General features: G+C 34.5%; 18 protein-coding genes and 1 tRNA gene. 12 read left to right on the top strand and 7 right to left on the bottom strand.

All coding sequences use genetic code 11. The features are described 5' to 3' along the window. The first annotated feature begins 23 nt into the window (after positions 1–23). Positions 24–155, top strand: a complete 132-nt coding sequence (locus WFZ86_RS06790; protein ID WP_342691238.1) for a hypothetical protein — start codon at positions 24–26, stop codon at positions 153–155. A gap of 156 nt (positions 156–311) precedes the next feature. Here the strand turns inward: WFZ86_RS06790 and WFZ86_RS06785 are convergent, their stop codons facing one another. The 3 genes from WFZ86_RS06785 to WFZ86_RS06775 all read right to left on the bottom strand — a co-directional run bounded on the left by WFZ86_RS06785 (position 312) and on the right by WFZ86_RS06775 (position 4,195). After that, positions 312–2,168 (bottom strand): thiol-activated cytolysin family protein, encoded by a 1,857-nt coding sequence (locus tag WFZ86_RS06785; RefSeq protein ID WP_342691237.1) that lies wholly within the window; start codon positions 2,166–2,168, stop codon positions 312–314. A 15-nt stretch (positions 2,169–2,183) separates the two neighbouring features. Then, entirely contained in the window at positions 2,184–2,891 is a 708-nt protein-coding gene (locus WFZ86_RS06780; protein WP_342691236.1) for a hypothetical protein, read from the bottom strand. A gap of 158 nt (positions 2,892–3,049) precedes the next feature. Next, positions 3,050–4,195, bottom strand: coding sequence for a hypothetical protein (locus WFZ86_RS06775; RefSeq protein WP_342691235.1), 1,146 nt, complete (start codon positions 4,193–4,195; stop codon positions 3,050–3,052). 215 nt (positions 4,196–4,410) lie between these two features. Here WFZ86_RS06775 and WFZ86_RS06770 point away from each other — a divergent pair, with 215 nt between their 5' ends. Further along, positions 4,411–5,175: an amidohydrolase gene (locus WFZ86_RS06770; RefSeq protein ID WP_342691234.1), complete on the top strand. Its 765-nt coding sequence runs from the start codon at positions 4,411–4,413 to the stop codon at positions 5,173–5,175. 18 nt (positions 5,176–5,193) lie between these two features. Here WFZ86_RS06770 and WFZ86_RS06765 read toward each other — a convergent pair whose 3' ends face one another. Continuing rightward, entirely contained in the window at positions 5,194–5,625 is a 432-nt protein-coding gene (locus tag WFZ86_RS06765; RefSeq protein ID WP_342691233.1) for a cytochrome c oxidase assembly factor Coa1 family protein, read from the bottom strand. Positions 5,626–5,630: 5 nt separating this feature from the next. Further along, complete coding sequence (locus tag WFZ86_RS06760) at positions 5,631–7,295, bottom strand: Ig-like domain-containing domain (protein WP_342691232.1); 1,665 nt, start codon at positions 7,293–7,295, stop codon at positions 5,631–5,633. A gap of 160 nt (positions 7,296–7,455) precedes the next feature. Here WFZ86_RS06760 and WFZ86_RS06755 point away from each other — a divergent pair, with 160 nt between their 5' ends. The 4 genes from WFZ86_RS06755 (at position 7,456) to WFZ86_RS06740 (ending at position 11,371) form a co-directional block, all read left to right on the top strand. Further along, positions 7,456–8,460: a hypothetical protein gene (locus tag WFZ86_RS06755; protein WP_342691231.1), complete on the top strand. Its 1,005-nt coding sequence runs from the start codon at positions 7,456–7,458 to the stop codon at positions 8,458–8,460. Further along, entirely contained in the window at positions 8,420–10,726 is a 2,307-nt protein-coding gene (locus WFZ86_RS06750; protein ID WP_342691230.1) for a hypothetical protein, read from the top strand. The genes WFZ86_RS06755 and WFZ86_RS06750 overlap by 41 nt, the downstream gene beginning before the upstream one ends. 32 nt (positions 10,727–10,758) lie before the next feature. After that, positions 10,759–11,160: a methylmalonyl-CoA epimerase gene (gene mce, locus WFZ86_RS06745; protein WP_342691229.1), complete on the top strand. Its 402-nt coding sequence runs from the start codon at positions 10,759–10,761 to the stop codon at positions 11,158–11,160. Between the two features lie 137 nt (positions 11,161–11,297). Further along, positions 11,298–11,371: transfer RNA gene (locus tag WFZ86_RS06740), tRNA-Ile, on the top strand. 819 nt (positions 11,372–12,190) lie between these two features. On the opposite strand, the gene WFZ86_RS06735 is transcribed toward WFZ86_RS06740, so the two are convergent. Then, positions 12,191–12,778: a riboflavin synthase gene (locus tag WFZ86_RS06735; RefSeq protein WP_342691228.1), complete on the bottom strand. Its 588-nt coding sequence runs from the start codon at positions 12,776–12,778 to the stop codon at positions 12,191–12,193. Between the two features lie 57 nt (positions 12,779–12,835). Here WFZ86_RS06735 and pdxA point away from each other — a divergent pair, with 57 nt between their 5' ends. The 6 genes from pdxA to accC all read left to right on the top strand — a co-directional run bounded on the left by pdxA (position 12,836) and on the right by accC (position 17,854). Further along, positions 12,836–13,885 carry a 4-hydroxythreonine-4-phosphate dehydrogenase PdxA gene (pdxA, locus tag WFZ86_RS06730; protein WP_342691227.1) on the top strand — a complete coding sequence of 350 codons (1,050 nt, stop codon included), beginning with the start codon at positions 12,836–12,838 and terminating at the stop codon, positions 13,883–13,885. A gap of 95 nt (positions 13,886–13,980) precedes the next feature. Then, positions 13,981–14,544 (top strand): YceD family protein, encoded by a 564-nt coding sequence (locus tag WFZ86_RS06725; protein WP_342691226.1) that lies wholly within the window; start codon positions 13,981–13,983, stop codon positions 14,542–14,544. A gap of 9 nt (positions 14,545–14,553) precedes the next feature. Continuing rightward, on the top strand, positions 14,554–14,748 hold the full coding sequence (gene rpmF, locus WFZ86_RS06720; RefSeq protein ID WP_159689777.1) for a 50S ribosomal protein L32: 195 nt from the start codon (positions 14,554–14,556) through the stop codon (positions 14,746–14,748). 173 nt (positions 14,749–14,921) lie between these two features. Further along, entirely contained in the window at positions 14,922–15,920 is a 999-nt protein-coding gene (locus WFZ86_RS06715) for a beta-ketoacyl-ACP synthase III (protein ID WP_064715721.1), read from the top strand. A gap of 23 nt (positions 15,921–15,943) precedes the next feature. Continuing rightward, positions 15,944–16,423 carry an acetyl-CoA carboxylase biotin carboxyl carrier protein gene (accB, locus tag WFZ86_RS06710; protein ID WP_342691225.1) on the top strand — a complete coding sequence of 160 codons (480 nt, stop codon included), beginning with the start codon at positions 15,944–15,946 and terminating at the stop codon, positions 16,421–16,423. Positions 16,424–16,507: 84 nt separating this feature from the next. Further along, positions 16,508–17,854: an acetyl-CoA carboxylase biotin carboxylase subunit gene (accC, locus tag WFZ86_RS06705; RefSeq protein ID WP_315172836.1), complete on the top strand. Its 1,347-nt coding sequence runs from the start codon at positions 16,508–16,510 to the stop codon at positions 17,852–17,854. 57 nt (positions 17,855–17,911) lie between these two features. Here the strand turns inward: accC and WFZ86_RS06700 are convergent, their stop codons facing one another. Continuing rightward, positions 17,912–19,813 (bottom strand): S9 family peptidase, encoded by a 1,902-nt coding sequence (locus WFZ86_RS06700; protein ID WP_342691224.1) that lies wholly within the window; start codon positions 19,811–19,813, stop codon positions 17,912–17,914. Between the last annotated feature and the right edge of the window lie 111 nt (positions 19,814–19,924).

Here is a 19,924-nt window from a genome sequence, read left to right as displayed (position 1 = left end):
GAAAAACTTTAAAACTTTTAATTATGAAAACATTAGACCAATTTAAAAAATCTTCTGAAACTATTGTTTTAGAAAAAAAACAATTAAACAAAATTGTTGGAGGAACACAAGTTATGGATGAAACCGCAAAAAAATCTATTAATGCTATTCGTTAATTTCTAAATAAATCCCATTATCAATATGGTTTTTGGGTTTTTTGTTCCCCTTGCATTTTTAATTTCCCCCTTAAAATTATAAATATAAAGTAGTTGCAAATTACCATTAAAAAGTAATTTGCAACTATTTTAATTTTTGAACTAACAATTCAATAATTATTTTGCAGTAACCTCAATTGACCAATAGGTTTTAATATGGGAACTATTTTTATCTCCATTTTCAAAAAAATTCAATTCAAAAAAGGAATCATCACCTATTTTTAACTTTTTGGTTTCATTTGGAAGTAATGCATTTATTTGGTTGGCATATGCACTAAGATTAATTTCTCTTGGCCCTCCGTTGCATTCTTTGCAAACATATTTTGGGCTCATTAGGTCTTTGTCGTATAACTGTCCTTCCACGAAAATACTGCTTGCTAACATATCGTCATTAGTACAATTTGAAAGCAATACCTTTGATGAATTTATTTTAGTATCAGTTCCATTATATGCAGATGTTACTCCTTTTGCTGAATTGGTGTCATAGGTTTCTCCTTTTCTTTCCCAAAACGTATAATTCGTAATTTTTGTAACGCCATTGGTTTTGAAAGAATTTAATTTTAAATTCCCATATAAATCTTCGGTATTGTCATTGTCAACCACTTTTTTTGCGTTTAATTTTTCTAAAACAAGCTTTACATCATAAAGTCTATTAGCCAAGCTGATTCCACAATTTGTTGTAGCGTAACTCAAATCCGTATTGATCCATGTTGGTGTATGGTCTTTTACAAAACAAAGGGTATAGCTCAAAGGAGCTCCAATATTTGTTTTGCTAAATTTAAGGTCAAGTTTACTTTTCAAACTATTTAGTACGTCTTCCAGTCTTTGACCCAAATCAATAGGTGCACCACCATATTGAAAGGTCTTTACGGTTGTGGACCCTGAACTTAAAATACTTTCTGTACTACTATTTGTTTCATTTGATGTTCCGACACTCACACTCCCAGATACAGGAATCCCTGTTACTGAAGCTCCTAATTCTGATTTGGTCGATACTTTATCCATAACCGCATTCAAAATACTTTCTTTAGAATAATTAGATGTTACAACGATATAAAATTCCTGACCATAATCCACACTCTTTATGTAGACTAAATCTTCTTCTAATTCTGCGGGATTCACGCCAGGAAATACGCTAATGTCTTCTGAATCAATATAAGATATAGAGGAGGAATAAAATACTTGTTTGATTTTAATAATCACGCTGTTTTTTTCAAATGTCGAAGAATTATTTTGCGTTGTAGTATTTTGAACCGAAACGGAATTAGAAGCACTTACCGATACTGGAATATTGGGTAAAGGAACTTGTAATTTTGCCCCAACATCTACACTAGAAGCTGTATTTAGCAAACTGTTTAATTGTTTACTAGACTCTATTAGTGAAATTTCTGTGACGACATTGGCAGGAGTGATACCATTAATATACTTAGCCAACATATTTTTCCATTTGTTGCTGATGGTTCCATAATCAAATTGACTTATTGTTTCACTAGAATTACTTTCAATTATATCGGGGTCAAAGATGTCTGTATTTAAGTTCATTGCGCTCCTTTTTGTGAAACGTGTGTATGGAGTTGGAGCAAGATTTTTTAGTGTGCTAAATCGATATATAGCACCCGGATAAATAGACTGCGAATAGCCAGTAGGAGGAAAAAACAATCCTATTTCTTGCTGGGATGATTTGTAATTTACAGGCAAAGCATTGCAATTACCGTTTATTAGTTTAGGAGAGAATACCTGTTTTTTTTCTTCTGGAAATTTAGCAAAATTAGATAAATCAACTACTTCAGTCGAGTTATTAGATAAACTAATTGATTTGTTAATTAGCGGTTTTGCTAATTTGAATTTATTGAGTTGTTTTTTTTTAAAAGTTAAATATTTTTGATTTTTTGGTGATACTGGTTGAGCTATACAAATTGGAATTCCAATTATTGCAAATAAAATAGCGATTGAGAGTTGGTTTAAATTTTTCATAATGTTTTTTTTAAATTAATTTACGCGTTGGTATATTTTTGTACTTCCTCCTTTGAGTAAGAACCTGTTTTCGTCTGCTAGGAAAGGGATGCTGACTTCTTCATTGGTATTTAGGTCATAAAAAATCACATTCTTGCCCTCTGTATACCATCCTTCTTTGGTCACATTACCAGTGCCTCTGCTTTCTATAGTAACATCGCTTGAACCTCCTGCGCTACTTCCAGTCCAAGATAAACATTCGCCATTGGGTTTGAATTGTATAAAGTAATCTGTTGCTAAAGAAGCATAATTACTGCCATAGCCACCACTGCTTAGCACTTCGGTATGGCGCCAAGTACCAATAAGTCGTCTGTCTTTTGTTTTTGAATTGATTGAAGCATTTGGTTTGGAATTAGAGATTGGTGCATTTTCTGTGCTGGTTAAACTACCTTGTTTAGTCAAAAAAAGTGCAATAACTTGATTGTTTAATTCTGGAAAAGTGATGGAAAAATGAAGTACATTATCTTTTAATATTGCCGAAAAATCATAATGAATGTTTTTACTTTTATCCTTCAGTTTTCCTTTCATAGTATTACGATCACTTATGGCAATCATTTCATTTTTTACGCCATCCATATAAAAAAAGCCTCGTACAACATTTTGATTTTCTGTCATTTCTGCCGAGATGGTTGCGTTTTCATAGGAGGCTACATAGTTCCCAGTAAATAAACCGTTGGTTACCATTGTTTTTTTTGTCTGGGGAAGTGGTTTTGACTTCTTGTTTTGCGAATTTGTTTCATTGCACGCTGAGAAAAACAAGAGTACAACGCTGAGAAAAATGGGTTTTATATTTGTAGTTTTCATAAGTTACTATTTAATGTATTTACAGTTTTGTTATACTTTTAATTCACTACGAAAACATCAAAGGCTTCAGGATTTGTGCCAGGCAAGATTGTTGGTGTGTTATTCAAAAAGTATTTGTTTTTGCCTGTGATATGCACATCACCATTTTTAGAAATTGCCATAGCAGGATTGAAGATATTGCCATCAGCATCGGATGTTAAAACGGTTTCCTGACTATTTTTCCAGTACTTTAAAACTGATCTTCCATTTGTGCCAGGATTTCTTTCGATACCAATAATGTGAACATCATTTCCTATGACTTCCATACCAAAGGGTGAGGAAGAGGTAATTCCAGAAGTTAAATTTGTTTTTAGACCATTTTTCCAAAAGCCAATTTTACTGTTTTCATTATTAATGGCTAAATGTGCGGTAGCAAAAATGGTATTTGTTGTAGCTACTATTTTTCCTCGTCCAATACTAAAATCATTATGTATTCCAGATTCAAGAGTAGTAATGGTTCCATTTTTCCAAACTTTTAGTGTGTATGTATTTTCAGCGGTTAATTCGCGAAACAGAACGGTAACATCGTTTCCATCGACATCAATGCCATTTGCAAATGCTCTAAAATTAGGATTGGAAACAGTAGTTGCGGCTCCATTTTTCCAATATTTCACGACGTTTTTGGCTCCGTTATTTTCAGAGCCTGTAATATGGACATCTCCATTGCTGACTACCATATCGCTAACAAAGTTGTTGCTCAGTCCATTGGTAAGTATGGTCTCTACTCCGTTTTTCCAATATCTAAAAGAATTACCGATTCTGCCTAAAATATATACATTACCGTTTTCTACTATTAAATCTTCAGCAATGGCATTTTCTGCCACAACACTTGAGATTCCATTTTTCCATAGTAGAATAGCATCTGCTTCGTCAAAGTTTCCGTTTATGGCATAGACATCATTACCGCTTACCGCGATTTTAAAGCCAGTAGTATTAATGTTTGTATCTGAAGGTAAGATTGTTGGAACACCATTTTTCCAAATAGTTGGTATAGCTTTATTCGCACTATTTCGAGTAATGCCTACGATATAAACATCTGTTGATTTTGAATTCGAAGGAGTTGAATCCTCATCACTTGAGCAAGAGAATAGTGTAAAAGGTAAAGCTATTAGAATAAAGAACAATGTTTTAAAAGTTGTTTTCATTGTGTACGATTTTTAATGTTGATACTGTTTTGAAAAAGAGAATTAATAAATTCTGATTTACCATTGCAAGCTAGTTTTGTCTAATGATTTAATTATCAGGGTTTTTGTTAGTTTTTTTATCTAAGGGTTTTCCCTGATAATTGGACTGAACAAAAAATGTTTTGGGTGAGAGATAATGAGAAGTGTTTTTTTATCTTTGAATAAAACCCTAGCAATTGAAAATAGCCATCCTACAAACTGCTTTAGTCTGGGAAAATCCAGCAGCGAATCGAATTCATTTTGAAGAAAAAATCAATGCGATTGATGAACCAGTTGACCTAATTGTATTGCCTGAAATGTTTACTTCAGGTTTTACGATGCATCCTAATTTGGTAGCAGACCCTATGCAAGGTGAAACGATGGTGTGGTTGCAACAGTTGGCTAAAGAAAAAAATGCAGCCATCGCTGGGAGTTTGGTTATTACCGATAAAGGAAATTTCTATAACCGATTGGTATTTGTTTTTCCTTCTGGAGAAGTGCAATTTTATGACAAAAGGCACTTGTTTACCTTAGCAGGAGAGGATAAAAAGTATACTGCAGGCAAAGAAAAAGTAATCATAGATTATTTGGGTTGGAAAATTTGTCCACTGATTTGCTATGATTTGCGTTTTCCTGTTTTTGCACGAAATATTGAAGAGTACGATGTGTTACTTTATGTAGCGAACTGGCCCAATACTCGAATTAACGCTTGGGACGCCTTACTCAAAGCTCGGTCAATTGAAAATATGTGTTATACTATTGGGGTGAATAGAATAGGAGTAGATGTCAATTACCATATATACAACGGACACTCACAAGTGCAAGATTATTTGGGTCGGGATATTATAGCACCACAAGAATCTGATGGCGTTTTTATAGCTACTTTAGAAAAAAGTCCATTATTGGAAACCAGACAAAAACTAGGTTTCTTGAACGATAAAGATGATTTTGAAATCAAGTAAATTGATTATGAATTCGTTTTATTCAATCACACTGATTGCTTTTTCTGGGTTTTTACAGCGTATGGTTATCTTTTGAAAAGTCCATTCGTTTCCTTTTTTGTTGGCTGTAAAATCCATTTTTCCTTGGTTATGATTTCCTTTGATTCTAATAGTCGATTCAATAGAGGTATCGTTATTAGAATAAATAATATTGCCCTCCAAAATAGTTAATTTGTCGATGGCTTCAATAGTTCCGATTGTAGTTTTAACTTTCGAATTCGCATTGGCTATGGCAATTGCTTTTTCAAAAACTTTAGTATCAGAATAGGCTTTAATAAACTGAGGAGCTTCGTTATTTAAAACTGGAATAATGGTATAAAAAGTCAAAAATAGGATTGTAATTGTAGTTGGAATTAGCCATTTCCAATTTCGTTTCGTCCAAGAATCACTGTCAATTATATCATTGTTCATCGCTTCTATTTTTTCTTCTTCTTATCTTTATCCTCTTTCTTTTTAGGTTCAGGAGTGTAAGGAATACTTAGGTCAAAGGACTGTTCTACTTCCCAGTTGGCTCGAACATCTACTTCTTTGGAGAAATAGATAACTTCTTCAGACTGTCTTTTTTCTAAGAAATTACCCGAATCGTATTTTTGATTTTTATTGTCATCATAAATAGCTCTTAGGGTGTAATTCGCAGGTTCTAAAAATGTGAAGACAACTTTGTTTTTTTTCTCAGTAAATTCAGAGGCTAAAACTTCTCCTTTGGTATTGGTGAGTTCTATAATAATTGGGAATCGTTTCGCATTGTTCAAAACAACCGTTAAGTTTCCATAATCCGTTTCGCTTCGGGTGTTGAGTTTATAGGTTAACGTGTCATTCGATTTTTCAAAAAAGTCAGTCAAAGCACCAGGAAGCAATTTAAATTCATATTTTTCAGAAGGTACTTTTTTGAAATCAAAAACCAATTTTTGGTGAAAATCATCATATTGATGGGTAAATGCTACTGCTTTGGCAGCGCCATCGGTTAGTTTGATTTTGGCAGGATCAATTTTAATCAAAGGTGTAGAGGTTTCTAAAGTGAATTGATCTCTCAAATTCAAAATTCCAGTCTGAACAGCACTGATGCTCAGGGTATCTTTTTTTTGATTTTTGATTTTTACACTAAAATCATTCACATAACCTTCTTTCTTGATATTCATCAAAAGTGAATCTACTTTTATAGGTTTATACCAAACCTGAAGCGAGTCTTTTTTTGGAAATTGAGTAACAATACTTTCAATAGTTTGGGTATTGTTTTTCAAGATGATTTTAGGTTTTGACTTCGAAAAATCTTGTTTGCCATCATATGCCACTACCAGTCGGTTTCCTGAGGCTTGGTATGGTTTTAAAGCTTTAAAAGGAAGTACTTCTTTGAATAATTCAATTTCATACACCGTATCATTTGGGATGGTTACGAACTGTTTGTGAAACCCAATTTTGTCTGTTCTTGGATTGAATTTATTGTTGTTATTGCGGTCTTTCATGGCTACCAAAAGGTATTTTCCCGCTTTTAGGTTTTCTAAACGGAACGTCTTTAAACTATCCAACGTATTGGTAATGTATCTTGGAGGGTTAGTATATACCACCGAATCTTTGAATTTTTCATTCACTTCGTACAGCATCACAGAAACAAACGATTCTACTTCTTTCTCAAGAGCATCTTTCACCCTTCCGCCAAGCGCAAGCGAATCGATATAAGGTCCTGTAGAGAAAACATACTTGAATTGGTTCAAAGGATTGCCTTCGTTGTTGTCGGTAATACTTTGTCCAAAATTAAAACTATAGGTTGTATTGGGTTGTAAAGTATCTTTGATTTGAATAGTGAGGTATTTCGTTACAGTAGACGGAATAATCAATGGCTCATTTTTCATTGGTGGCGAAACGATGAGTTGTTTTTCTACTCCTTTTAGTTTTACATATTCATCAAAAGTGAGTTTGATTTGATTGCCTTTAAAATTGGTACTAAAATTTTCTGGGAAACTAATCTTAAGTGTTGGGGCTATGGTATCTTTCAAACCGCCTGTGATACTTCCTTTTTTGGCACAGCCAATACAAACGAAAAGAAGAAGGAACAAAATAGAGCGGTAGTTGGTTTGCGACATATCAGTTTAACATTAGAAAGTACAAAATAACAATTATATTTACTGTAATCGAAATTATTTAGCGATTTATTGGCATTTCTCTTGTAGTAAAATTTAGGTTTTTTATGTTTTACTTATTGCTTATTCTTACATTTGTTGTGACTTTTAATAGCTGTTTCTTTTGAAAAATAGATTGGGTTTTGCGCTTCTATTGCTTTTGCTTTTGGCCTGCCAACCAAGCAAAAAACCAGTTATATCCTTTTATTATTGGAAAACAGTTTTTGATTTAACCCCAAAAGAACAAACAGTATTGACTCAGAACAACGTCCAAAAACTTTATGTGCGTTATTTTGATCTTACTATAGATAACATTTCTCATGATGTTTATCCCGCAAGTCCAATTCATTTTACAACATCTATTCAGCAATTTACCGTAGTTCCTGTGGTGTATATTAAGAACCAGATTTTTTTAGACACTACAGTTGGGATACAAGAATTAGCGCAAAAAACTGTGAATTTAATCACAAGAATTAATACGTCTAATGGGATAAGTTGTCAAGAGATTCACCTCGATTGCGATTGGACATTGAGTACCAAAGAACGCTACTTGGAGTTTGTTGAGGTTTTTAAAAGAATTTCACAAAAAAGAATTTCAGCAACCATCCGATTGCATCAAGTAAAATATTTCAAAAAAACTAAAATTCCTAATGTAGATTCGGGGGTTTTGATGTATTACAATATGGGCAAAATTGCTCCTGATTCGCTCAATTCTATTTATGATCGAAAAATAGCCGAGAAGTATTTGGAAAGTTTAAAGAAGTATCCGCTGCAACTCAATTTTGCATTACCTATTTATTCTTGGTTTATTCATATTCAAAACCAAAAAGTAATTGGGGTGCGGACTAAAATTAGCGTGGCTGATTTAGTAAAGGATAAAAATTTTAAACGAGAAGATGAAAAACATTTTAGAGTGATACAATCTAATTACAAAAATGGAGTTTTTTATCAAGAAAATGATGTCTTGAAATTAGAAGCGATTGCTGCTTCGGATTTGTTAGAAATGGCCTCAGATTTGAAAGAAAACACCAAAGAGTCTCCTAACGAAATACTATTTTACGACTTAGATCAATTCAATTTTAATAGCTATGAAAAATCAATTTTTGAGCAAGTTATTGCTGTTTTTTAGTGCCATTTTTCTCATGGTGTATGGTATAATTTACGCCTGTGCTGATGGCGATTATGGCGATTTTTCATTTGATTCTAATTTTACTCCCGAAACCTTTGTTGATGCTTCCTACGAACCGCTGTTTTTATCTGGGGATGTTTTTTATTCTATTCGCTTTGAAGATAATTATAACACTAGGTTCAACGAATCGATCAGAACCGATTGGGAAACGTATCTAAAAGGGAAAGCGGATTCGGCCACGGTTCATTACTTTTTGTTTGATAGTAGTGCTGTAGCGGTTCAAGATATTTATGCTTTTTATAAAACCAAAAAAAGCACTAAAAACGTTGTGAAATGGGAATCCAAATTAAAGTTAAAAGACTCAAAAATTAAAAACTTTATCGACTTTTTGTTTCTCGCAAAACAAGTAGAAACGGTTTCCGTAAATGCTGATTATTGGAGCTATGATCCTGTTGCTGTTAAAACGTTTGAAGATGTAGGAACGGTAAAAGCAATCGAAAATAATTATAAAAATTCTAAAGATGCTTTTCTTAAAAACAGGTATTGGTTTCAAACGATGAAGGCTTATTTTTATAGTGATGATCGTAAACAAGCTTTTGATTTTTTTCAAAAAACAGAAGCAACTGTTCCTAAAAATGTATTGTATTACCGTGCACTTTCTTACTTGGCTGGATTTTATTATAAAGAAAAAGAATATGCCAAGTCTAATTATTTCTATGCGATAGTTTTTGATAAGTGCCCAGAAATGAGAGTTGTTTCAGCTTATAATTTTCATCCCCAAGAGGAAAAAGATTGGAACGCTTCTTTGGCTATGGCCAAAGATAATAAGGAGAAAGCAGCGCTTTGGGCGATTCAAGGATATTACAAAGACGAGGTTCGTGCTATGGAGAAAATTTTTGAATTGGATCCAAAATCTACGCATTTGGATTACCTCTTGACGCGTTTGATTAATAAAACCGAGCAAAATATAAATCATTCTTTCTCTAAAACAGATGAAAGTAATGATGTGAAAAAACAAACCGTTTCTGAAAACAAATCCGATAATAAAAAGAAGATTGACACCAAAGTTTTAGGTTTAGTGACCAAAATCTCGGCGGCTGGAACCACGGCTCAACCGTATTTATGGGACATGGCTTTGGGGTACTTGTATACCTTAAGAGAAGATTTCTCTAAAGCAGAGGCTTTTTACACGAAAGTGGAACAAAAAATGCCTCCGAAAAAACTAGCCAATTATCAGCTGTGTTTGCTTCGTTTTGTGAATAATTTGAGTAAAATAGAAAAGTTAACTGCTCAAAATGAAAAAACGATTATCAAAGATTTAAAATGGTTATACCACGAACTGCCCAAAGAAAAAGGAATTCCAGAATTCAGATACCAAAATGCTACCAATTGGAGTAAAAAATATTTAGCAGCGCTATACAGAGCTAGCGGGAACAGAGTGATGGCTGAATTGTTTGATGATGCCAATAATTACTGGTGGTATGGAAATAATTTTTATGATGCCACTGCCGATTTGCAAGCCATGAAAGCCTTTTTGATCAAAACAAACAAAACCGAGTTAGAACAAGTAGGACAAAGTGTGTATGGCGTAAAATTGGCCGAGATAAATAATTTTCAAGCGGTCAAAGCCACTTTCAAAAATGATATTCCTGCAGCTATCGAGTTCATTAAGCAATCCGATTCGCTTCAAAATACCGTTTTTTATGGGAATCCTTTTAATGGAGGCGTCAAAGATTGTCACGATTGTGATCATGTGGCGTATCAAAAAAAGAAATATTCGCAATTAGATTTTCTCACCACTATCAAAACGATGCAGGATAAGGTTGTGGCTAAGGAAGAGGTGTATACCAATAGTTTGTTGTTAGGCAATGCCTTTTATAACATCACTCATTTTGGGAATGCTCGAATTTTTTATGAGTCCAAAATTGCGGGATATGGTTCTAGTCCCTATAGTTTTAGAGAGCCAATCAAAAAAATGATTACGGATTGTAGCCTAGCCAAAATGTATTATCAAAAAGCGTTTGAGGCAGCAAAAAATAAAGAGCAGAAAGCCAAATGCTTATACATGATGGCCAAATGTGAGCGAAACGAATACTACAACAAGAAGTATAGCGCGATTGCGAATGTTTGGGAGATTCCAGAAGAAGAAGTAAATTTTATCGCGTTTGATGGTTTTGTAAAATTGAAAACAACTTATTCAGACACTAAATACTATCAAGAGGTGATTGGAGAATGCGGATATTTCAGAACGTATGTCAATCAATAGTTGATATATTTGCTGTTTTAAAAGTGAAACAAATGAATAAAATAGAACACATAGGAATTGCAGTCAAAGATTTACAAGCATCCAATTTACTTTTCGAAAAATTATTCGGTGCTCCCGCTTACAAAGAAGAAGAAGTAGCTTCTGAAGGAGTGAAAACCTCTTTTTTTCAAAATGGGCCTAATAAAATAGAATTATTAGAAGCTACTAATCCTGAAAGTCCAATTGCTAAATTCATTGAAAAAAAAGGAGAAGGCATTCATCACATAGCCTTTGATGTGACTGATATTGTAGCCGAAATAGCTAGATTAGAAAAAGAAGGATTTGTGGTGCTTAATTCAGTGCCAAAGAAAGGTGCTGACAATAAATGGGTTGCTTTTTTACATCCTAAATCTACCAATGGGGTTTTGATTGAGTTGTGTCAGGAAATTATATAGTTTTTTTAATACTTTATAATGCTTCATTTTCAGTAGATTCCATTCAGAAGGCTACTATTTAATGATAAAATTCAAAATCCACGATCAAAATATTTGGTCTGAACAAAAAATAGTAGTAATATTGCAAACTCTAAACCGGTCCTATAGCTCAGCTGGTTAGAGCACCTGACTCATAATCAGGTGGTCCCTGGTTCGAGCCCAGGTGGGACCACGCTTTAAGTTGAAAAGCCTTATAAACATTGTGTTTGTAGGGCTTTTTTGTTTATAGGGGGTGAATGAGGGGGCGATTTGGGATCAAGTTCAAAAGTTGGGGATTATGCAAAAAGATTGGATAATCTGAATAAGAAGAAATCTATTTTTCTTACCCCTCTAAACTGACTTCTAAAGGTTTTTATTTTTGCATTAAAGATTCTGCAGCTGCATTTGTACTTTTATTCTCAAAGTAGTTTAGTGTTGATAATTAGTTGTTATTGTATTTAGAACAATGTTGAAGTTTTTAAATCCTGATTCTTCTACTTTTCTATACCAATGGGCTAATTTTAGCATTGCAATATTTTTATATGAAAATTTTCTTAGTAGGTATTCTTTAAATAATATTCACATTCTTAAGACATTTATGTTTAGTGGCGGAACCACAAGTAAGAAAACCCTTCTTGAAAACTTTCAGGAAGGGTTTTTTGATAAAAAAAAGCGATTTTAATTTTTTTATGAATTAAAATATTGGTTATTTTGCCGAACAAATAGAGCATTAGTTAGTTAATGTGTAGATAATTATGAAAAACAAATTAAAAAGAGTAGTGGGGTTATTGATGCTTCTGGTTAGCAGCACTTCATTGTATGCAGCGGGCCCGCCAAGTCCTAGAAGACCACCACCACCACCAAAATTACCTATTGATGACTATATTGGTATACTAGTTCTCCTTTCGATTCTTTATGGCTTTTATGTCGTTAACTATACCTTAAAAACAAAAACTCCAAGATAACTTGGAGTTTTTTGTTTTTAAGACCTTTTGATTTTTTTTAAACTTTTTTAGTTCAAAGAATGCAAGCGAGCAACATATTTTCCTATTACATCAAATTCAAGATTCACAATGGTGCCTATTTTGAAATTATGAAAATTAGTGTGTTCATAGGTGTAAGGAATGATGGCGACACTGAATTTGTTTTTGTCTGAATTGACTACGGTTAAACTTACACCGTTAACAGTTATAGAACCTTTTTCAATAGTGATATTACTGCGGTTAGGGTCGTATTCAAAAGTATAGTGCCAACTTCCATTGGTTTCATAGGCTTCGGTACAAGTGGCAGTTTGGTCTACGTGTCCCTGAACAATATGGCCGTCTAATCTATCACCCAATTTCATGGCTCTTTCTAGATTAATTTCATCATTTATATTCCAGCTACCAATATTAGTTTTGTTAATAGTTTCGGCGATGGCGGTAACCGTATATTGGGTTTTGTTTATAGCTACTACTGTAAGGCAAATGCCATTGTGAGCTACACTTTGGTCTATTTTTAGCTCGGGTGTAATGCTGGAGGAAAGTGTAAGGTGCAAGTTGTTTTGCTCTTTATTTATTTCTGTTACAATACCAAGGGTTTCTATAATTCCTGTAAACATTCTTATTTTATTTTACTAAATTTGCAGCTCAAAATTAGCAATAAAAAACGGGAGCTCATGAATAAAACAGCAGAAAATATAATAGTTGGAATTTCGATAGGAGATTTAAACGGTATTGGAAGCGAAGTAATCTTAAAAACTTTTGAGGATGCTAGAATGTTAGAGTTTTGTACTCCAGTGATTTTTGCTAATGTAAAAATTGTTTCTTTTTTGAAGAAGGGCTTTGGGTCTACTTCGAGCATTCATGGGATCGATAAATTGGATCAAATAGTTGTAGGTAAAATCAATGTCTATAATTTATGGAGAGAAGGAGTTGATTTGAATTTAGGAACCAACGATGATAAAGTTGGGGAATATGCCATCAAATCATTTGTGGCGGCTACTAAAGCTTTAAAAGAGGGAATTGTAGATGTTTTGGTTACAGCTCCCATCAATAAATACAATATTCAATCAGAAAGTTTTAAATTTCCAGGTCATACAGATTATTTAGCTCAAGAGTTAGAAGGCGATGCTTTAATGCTTATGGTGAGCGATAATTTACGTGTGGGTTTGCTTACGGATCATGTACCATTGAATGAAGTAGCAGGCCATTTGACTGAGGAATTGATCAAAAAGAAAATAGAGACCGTAAAGCAAACTTTAATCAGGGACTTTAGTGTCAATAAACCTAAAATTGCTGTGCTTGGCTTGAATCCACATTGTGGCGATGGCGGCGTGATTGGCACAGAAGACGACGCGGTGCTAAAACCAACCTTAAAAAAAATATTTGACAAAGGAACTCTGGTTTTTGGTCCTTTTCCTGCGGATAGTTTTTTTGGTAGCAATCATTACGAGAAATACGATGCCATTATTGCGACTTATCATGACCAAGGCTTAATCCCTTTTAAAACATTGTCTTTTGGTCGAGGAGTGAACTATACGGCAGGATTAAATAAAGTGAGAACCTCGCCAGACCATGGCACGGCTTACGATATTGCTGGAAAAAATCAAGCGGATTTTACCTCTTTCAAAGAAGCAGTTTATTTGGCTATAGATGTCTATAAATCAAGAATACAGTACCAAGAATTGAGCTCAAATCCACTAAAATCGAAAGAAAAACAGTTATAAACAAAAAAAGGTGAATAACATTATTAGATTTATAATAATTTTATATCTTTGCACCCCGATTCAGACAATTCAGAATAGGGAAAATTGTTGATGAAATGAACAAGAGAAAAGAATTCATAATTCCATTCGTGGGATTGAAGCTAGGGAAACATCAATTTGAATACCAAATCAATAATTCGTTCTTTGAGATCTTTGACTTTAGTGAGTTTGAAAAATCAGACATCAAAGTAAATGTAGTTTTAGAAAAAAAAGCGAATTTATTAGAATTAGATTTTAAACACAAAGGAACCGTTCAAGTACCTTGTGACCTTACAGGGGAAGAATTTGATTTACCTATAAAAGGTAAAATCAAATTAATTGTACGTTTCGGAGAAACGTTTAATAATGACAACGAAGAGTTATTAATTTTGCCATTTGGAGAATTCGAGGTAGACATTGCACAGTACATCTATGAAATGATTGTATTGTCAATTCCCTTAAAAAGAGTTCATCCGGGGGTAAAAGATGGTACATTGCAATCAGAAGCTTTAGAAAAGCTCAAGACAATGACTGTAAAGAAAGAAGTAAAAGAGAAGAATAAAAAGAATACACAACAAGAGAATCAAGAAAATATTGACCCTAGATGGGACAAATTAAAGCAACTATTAACGGATAAATAATATAGTAAAATGGCACATCCTAAAAGAAAAGTCTCGAAAACAAGAAGAGATAAGAGAAGAACACATTACAAAGCAACTGTAGCTCAGATCGCTACTTGTCCTATCACTGGAGAAGCACATTTATACCACAGAGCTTACTGGCATGAAGGTAAAATGTACTACAGAGGGCAAGTTGTTATAGATAAATCTGTAGCTGTTGCTTAATACGTTTTAGCAAAAAATAGTAGAACTCTCACTTTGTGGGAGTTTTTTTTATTGTTTATAATTTTCTCAAATAAGAAAAGCTAAAACAGTACTTTTAGAATAAATTTTGTAATTTTCAGGTCTTTTAAATTAAAAAATCAAGTAGCAATATTTGATAGTAATAGTCGTACACAATGAATGCAATTACCGCAGCAATTACCGCAGTAGGTGGGTATGTTCCTGACTTTGTGCTTTCTAATAAAGTATTGGAAACCATGGTTGATACTAATGATGAATGGATCACTACTCGTACAGGAATTAAAGAAAGAAGAATATTAAAGGAAGAAGGAAAAGGAACTTCATTTTTGGCTATAAAAGCCGCTCAAGATTTAATAGCAAAAGCCAATATCGATCCACTAGAAATTGATATGGTGATTATGGCAACAGCGACACCTGATATGCCCGTAGCTTCAACAGGAGTTTATGTGGCTACAGAGATAGGTGCAACCAATGCTTTTGCGTATGATTTACAAGCTGCTTGTTCTAGTTTTTTATACGGAATGTCTACAGCTGCAGCCTACATTCAATCAGGAAGATATAAAAAGGTATTATTAATAGGAGCAGATAAAATGTCTTCTATTATTGATTATACAGATAGAGCAACATGTATCATTTTTGGAGATGGTGCTGGAGCCGTTTTATTCGAGCCTAATTATGAAGGGTATGGTTTGAAAGATGAATATTTAAGAAGCGACGGCGTAGGTCGTGATTTCTTAAAAATTCCTGCAGGTGGTTCTATACTTAGAACATCGGCTCAAACGGTAGAAGAAAACATGCACAACATCATTCAAGACGGTAAAACAGTGTTTAAATATGCTGTAACCAATATGGCCGATGCAAGCGATTTGATTTTGCAAAGAAATAATTTAACTAATGAAAATGTTGATTGGTTAGTGCCTCATCAAGCGAATAGAAGAATTATTGATGCTACGGCGAATCGAATGAATCTTGAAGAAGAAAAAGTATTAGTAAACATTGAACGTTACGGAAATACTACATCAGCAACTTTGCCATTAGTACTTCATGATTTTGAAAAGAAACTTAAAAAAGGAGATAATATTATATTTGCTGCTTTCGGAGGAGGATTTACTTGGGGATCTATTTATTTAAAATGGGCCTACGACACAAAATAAATTAAAACTAAAAACAAACAATTATGGATTTAAAAGAAATTCAAAACCTAATCAAATTTGTAGCAAATTCTGGAGTTGCTGAGGTTAAATTAGAGATGGATGATGTGAAAATCACTATTAGAACAACTTTAGAAGGTAATGTAACAGAAACTACTTATGTGCAGCAATTACCAACTCAAGCAGCGATTCAACCAGCAGTTATACCACAAATTGCACCAGTTGTTGCTACACCAGAAGTAGCTGCCAAAGAAGAAAATTCAAACTATATCACTATCAAGTCTCCAATTATTGGAACTTTCTATAGAAAACCTGCTCCAGACAAACCTGTTTTTGCCGAAGTAGGAAGTACAATTGCTAAAGGTGATGTTCTTTGCGTAATTGAAGCAATGAAACTTTTCAACGAAATTGAATCGGAAGTTTCAGGAAAAATTGTAAAAATCTTAGTAGACGATATGTCTCCTGTAGAGTTTGACCAACCTTTATTTTTAGTAGATCCATCATAATTTTTAAAAATTCCAATAGACAAATCACAAAATCCAATACGTTGGAATTTGAAGATTGGAATTTGTAATTTTAAAAAAAACAAGATGTTTAAAAAAATATTAATAGCAAATAGAGGAGAGATTGCTCTTAGGGTTATTAGAACGTGTAGAGAAATGGGAATCAAAACAGTAGCGGTTTACTCTACTGCAGATGCTGAAAGTTTACACGTAAAATTTGCTGATGAAGCCGTTTGTATCGGGCCTCCACCAAGTAATTTGTCATACCTTAAAATGTCAAATATTATTGCTGCAGCAGAAATTACTAATGCCGATGCCATACATCCAGGATATGGTTTTCTTTCTGAAAACGCTAAGTTTTCAAAAATATGCCAAGAACACGGCATCAAATTTATTGGGGCTGCTCCTGAAATGATTGATCGTATGGGTGATAAAGCTTCAGCAAAATCAACCATGATCGAAGCAGGAGTACCTTGTGTACCAGGTTCTGTTGGAATTTTAGAATCTTACGAACAAGCCGCTGAATTGGCCAATCAATTTGGATATCCAGTTATGTTGAAAGCAACTGCTGGTGGTGGTGGAAAAGGGATGCGTGCCGTTTGGAAAGAAGAAGATTTATTAAAAGCTTGGGAAGGCGCACGACAAGAATCGGCAGCTGCTTTCGGTAATGACGGAATGTATTTAGAGAAATTAATCGAAGAGCCACGTCATATTGAAATTCAAGTAGTGGGAGATGCTTACGGTAAAGCTTGTCACCTTTCGGAAAGAGATTGTTCGGTACAACGTCGTCACCAAAAATTAACTGAAGAGACTCCATCTCCGTTTATGACTGATGAGTTGCGTGCTAAAATGGGTGAAGCTGCTGTAAAAGCTGCAGAATACATTAAATACGAAGGCGCTGGAACAGTTGAATTTTTAGTAGACAAACACCGTAATTTCTACTTTATGGAAATGAATACTCGTATCCAAGTAGAACACCCAATCACTGAACAAGTAGTAGATTATGACTTGATTCGTGAGCAAATATTAGTAGCGGCAGGAGTGCCAATTTCAGGAAAAAATTATTTTCCAAATTTACACGCTATCGAATGTCGTATCAATGCGGAAGATCCTTACAATGATTTCCGTCCTTCTCCAGGAAAAATCACCACCTTACATATGCCAGGCGGACACGGAGTTCGTTTAGATACTCACGTTTATTCTGGATATACTATTCCACCAAATTACGATTCGATGATTGCAAAGTTGATTACTACTGCGCAAACTCGTGAAGAAGCCATCAGCAAAATGCGTAGAGCTTTGGATGAATTCGTAATTGAAGGAATTAAAACTACTATTCCTTTTCACAGACAGTTAATGGATGATCCTCGTTATATAGCAGGAGATTACACTACTGCCTTTATGGATTCTTTTAAAATGAATGATCCAGAATAGATGGAAAAAAATTACTATAAAAAAACCTCGCAATTTGCGAGGTTTTTTTGTGGGTTACTATAAGGTTTCTTTCAACCATTTGTAGAATTCTCTTTGCCAAACTTGGGCATTTTGTGGTTTCAATACCCAGTGGTTTTCTTCAGGGAAGTACAAAAAGCGACTTTTGACACCTCTTAATTGTGCCGCTTGAAAGGCTTCTTGCGATTGGCCAATTGGTACTCTAAAATCAATACCTCCTTGTATAATCAAAATAGGGGTATTCCATTTGTCTACCAATGTTATTGGGTTAAAAGTAGTGTAGGCTTTTTGCGCCACTTTATTATCTTTTTCCCAATACGCTCCTCCAAAATCCCAGTTGTTAAAGAAGACTTCTTCGGTGGTGCCAAACATACTCTGCGTATTGAAAACACCATCATGAGCTATAAAAGTCTTGAAACGATTGTTGTGAATTCCAGCCAAATAAAACACAGAATAGCCACCGTAACTAGCGCCTACACAACCCAGACGTGATTTGTCTACATACGATTCTTTGGCTACGTCATCAATGGCTGATAAATAATCGTCCATCACTTGTCCTCCCCAATCTCCAGATATTTTTTCGTTCCATTCTTGTCCGTGGCCGTACATTCCTCTACGGTTTGGAGCTACCACTACATAGCCTTGAGCCGCCATCAGAGAGAAATTCCAACGGAAAGAATAGCTTTGTGTTAAGGGAGATTGTGGTCCACCTTGGCAGTATAATAACGTTGGATATTTTTTAGTTGCATCGAAATTTGGAGGTAAAATCACCCAAACCAACATTTTTTTGCCATCGGTTGTGGTAACATAGCGACGTTCGGTTTTGCTTAAAGTCAAAGTGTTGTACGTTGCTGTATTGACATTAGACAATTGTTTCCAAATGTTTTTCTTTAGATTATAAGAAAAAATTTCAGCAGCGTGATTCATATCGGTTCTAGTGACCAAGACTTGGTCGCCAGAAAAGCCAATAATATCACTTACATCAAAATCACCATTGGTAATTTGGCGTACCGTTACTGCAATTCTAGTCATTCCGGGGAAGTTCACTACAAACAATTGTTTGGTACCGTCTACGGCAGCTACAAAGTAGACATTTTTTCCGTCTGGACTCCACATAAATTGGTCTACACTTCCGTCCCAATTGGCGGTAAGATTCATTTTGAGGTCTTTGAAATCTACAATGATGTCGTTTTTATCGGCTTCATAGCCATCACGTTTCATTTGCAACCAAGTCAAGTGACCCGCTTGAGAGAATTGTGGTGCTGTGTCGTACCCTAAATTGCCTTCAGTTCGGTTGATGGTTTTGCCGGATTCGAGTTGGTATTCATAAATATCTGTATTCGTAGAAATGGCATATTGAGTGCCTGATTTTTTCTTGCATACGTACAAAATGCTTTTGCTGTCTGGTGACCAAATATAATCTTCGTCGCCACCAAAAGGTTTTTGTGGGCTATCGAAATTTTCTCCTTTTAGGATATCTATTCCAGTGGCACCTTCTTTATTTTCTTTGTAAAAAACGTGGTTGAATTTACCTTCATTCCAAGTGTCCCAATGGCGGTAATCGAGTCCGTTGTAGATTTGTACATTTGATTTTTCTAGTTCAGGATAGAAATCTTTTCCGTGTACTTTGTCGATTTTTACTTCTTCGTTATAAACAAGATATTTTCCGTCTGGCGAGGTGTTTTTGTCGTTTAGCAGACCTTTGGTGTCTTTAATTTCAGTGGCATTTCCGCCTTCGATGGAAAGTGAATACAACTTAGAGCTGGATTTGTTCTCGGCTACTGAGGGTGTACTAACTTTATAAATAACGTTTTTTCCGTCTTTTGAAAGGCCTAGAGGTGTTACGCGACCTAGTTTCCAGAGCAGCTCGGGAGTCAGTGTGTTTTGAGCCATTGTTGTCAAACTCATCAGGGATAGGGTTAATAAAAGAATCTTTTTCATTACTTTATTTTTTAATACCGTAAAAATAATCATTTAAATCGACTTGTTTTGGATTGCTGAGCGTTCGCTTTAAAAAAGAAGGTAGGTATGAATGACACTAATCGAAGTACA

It is taken from the genome of Flavobacterium polysaccharolyticum, assembly GCF_038739875.1.
Taxonomy (GTDB): domain Bacteria; phylum Bacteroidota; class Bacteroidia; order Flavobacteriales; family Flavobacteriaceae; genus Flavobacterium; species Flavobacterium polysaccharolyticum.
Note: the sequence above shows the minus strand (reverse complement) of the source record. Positions and strands in the feature narration are given on the sequence as shown.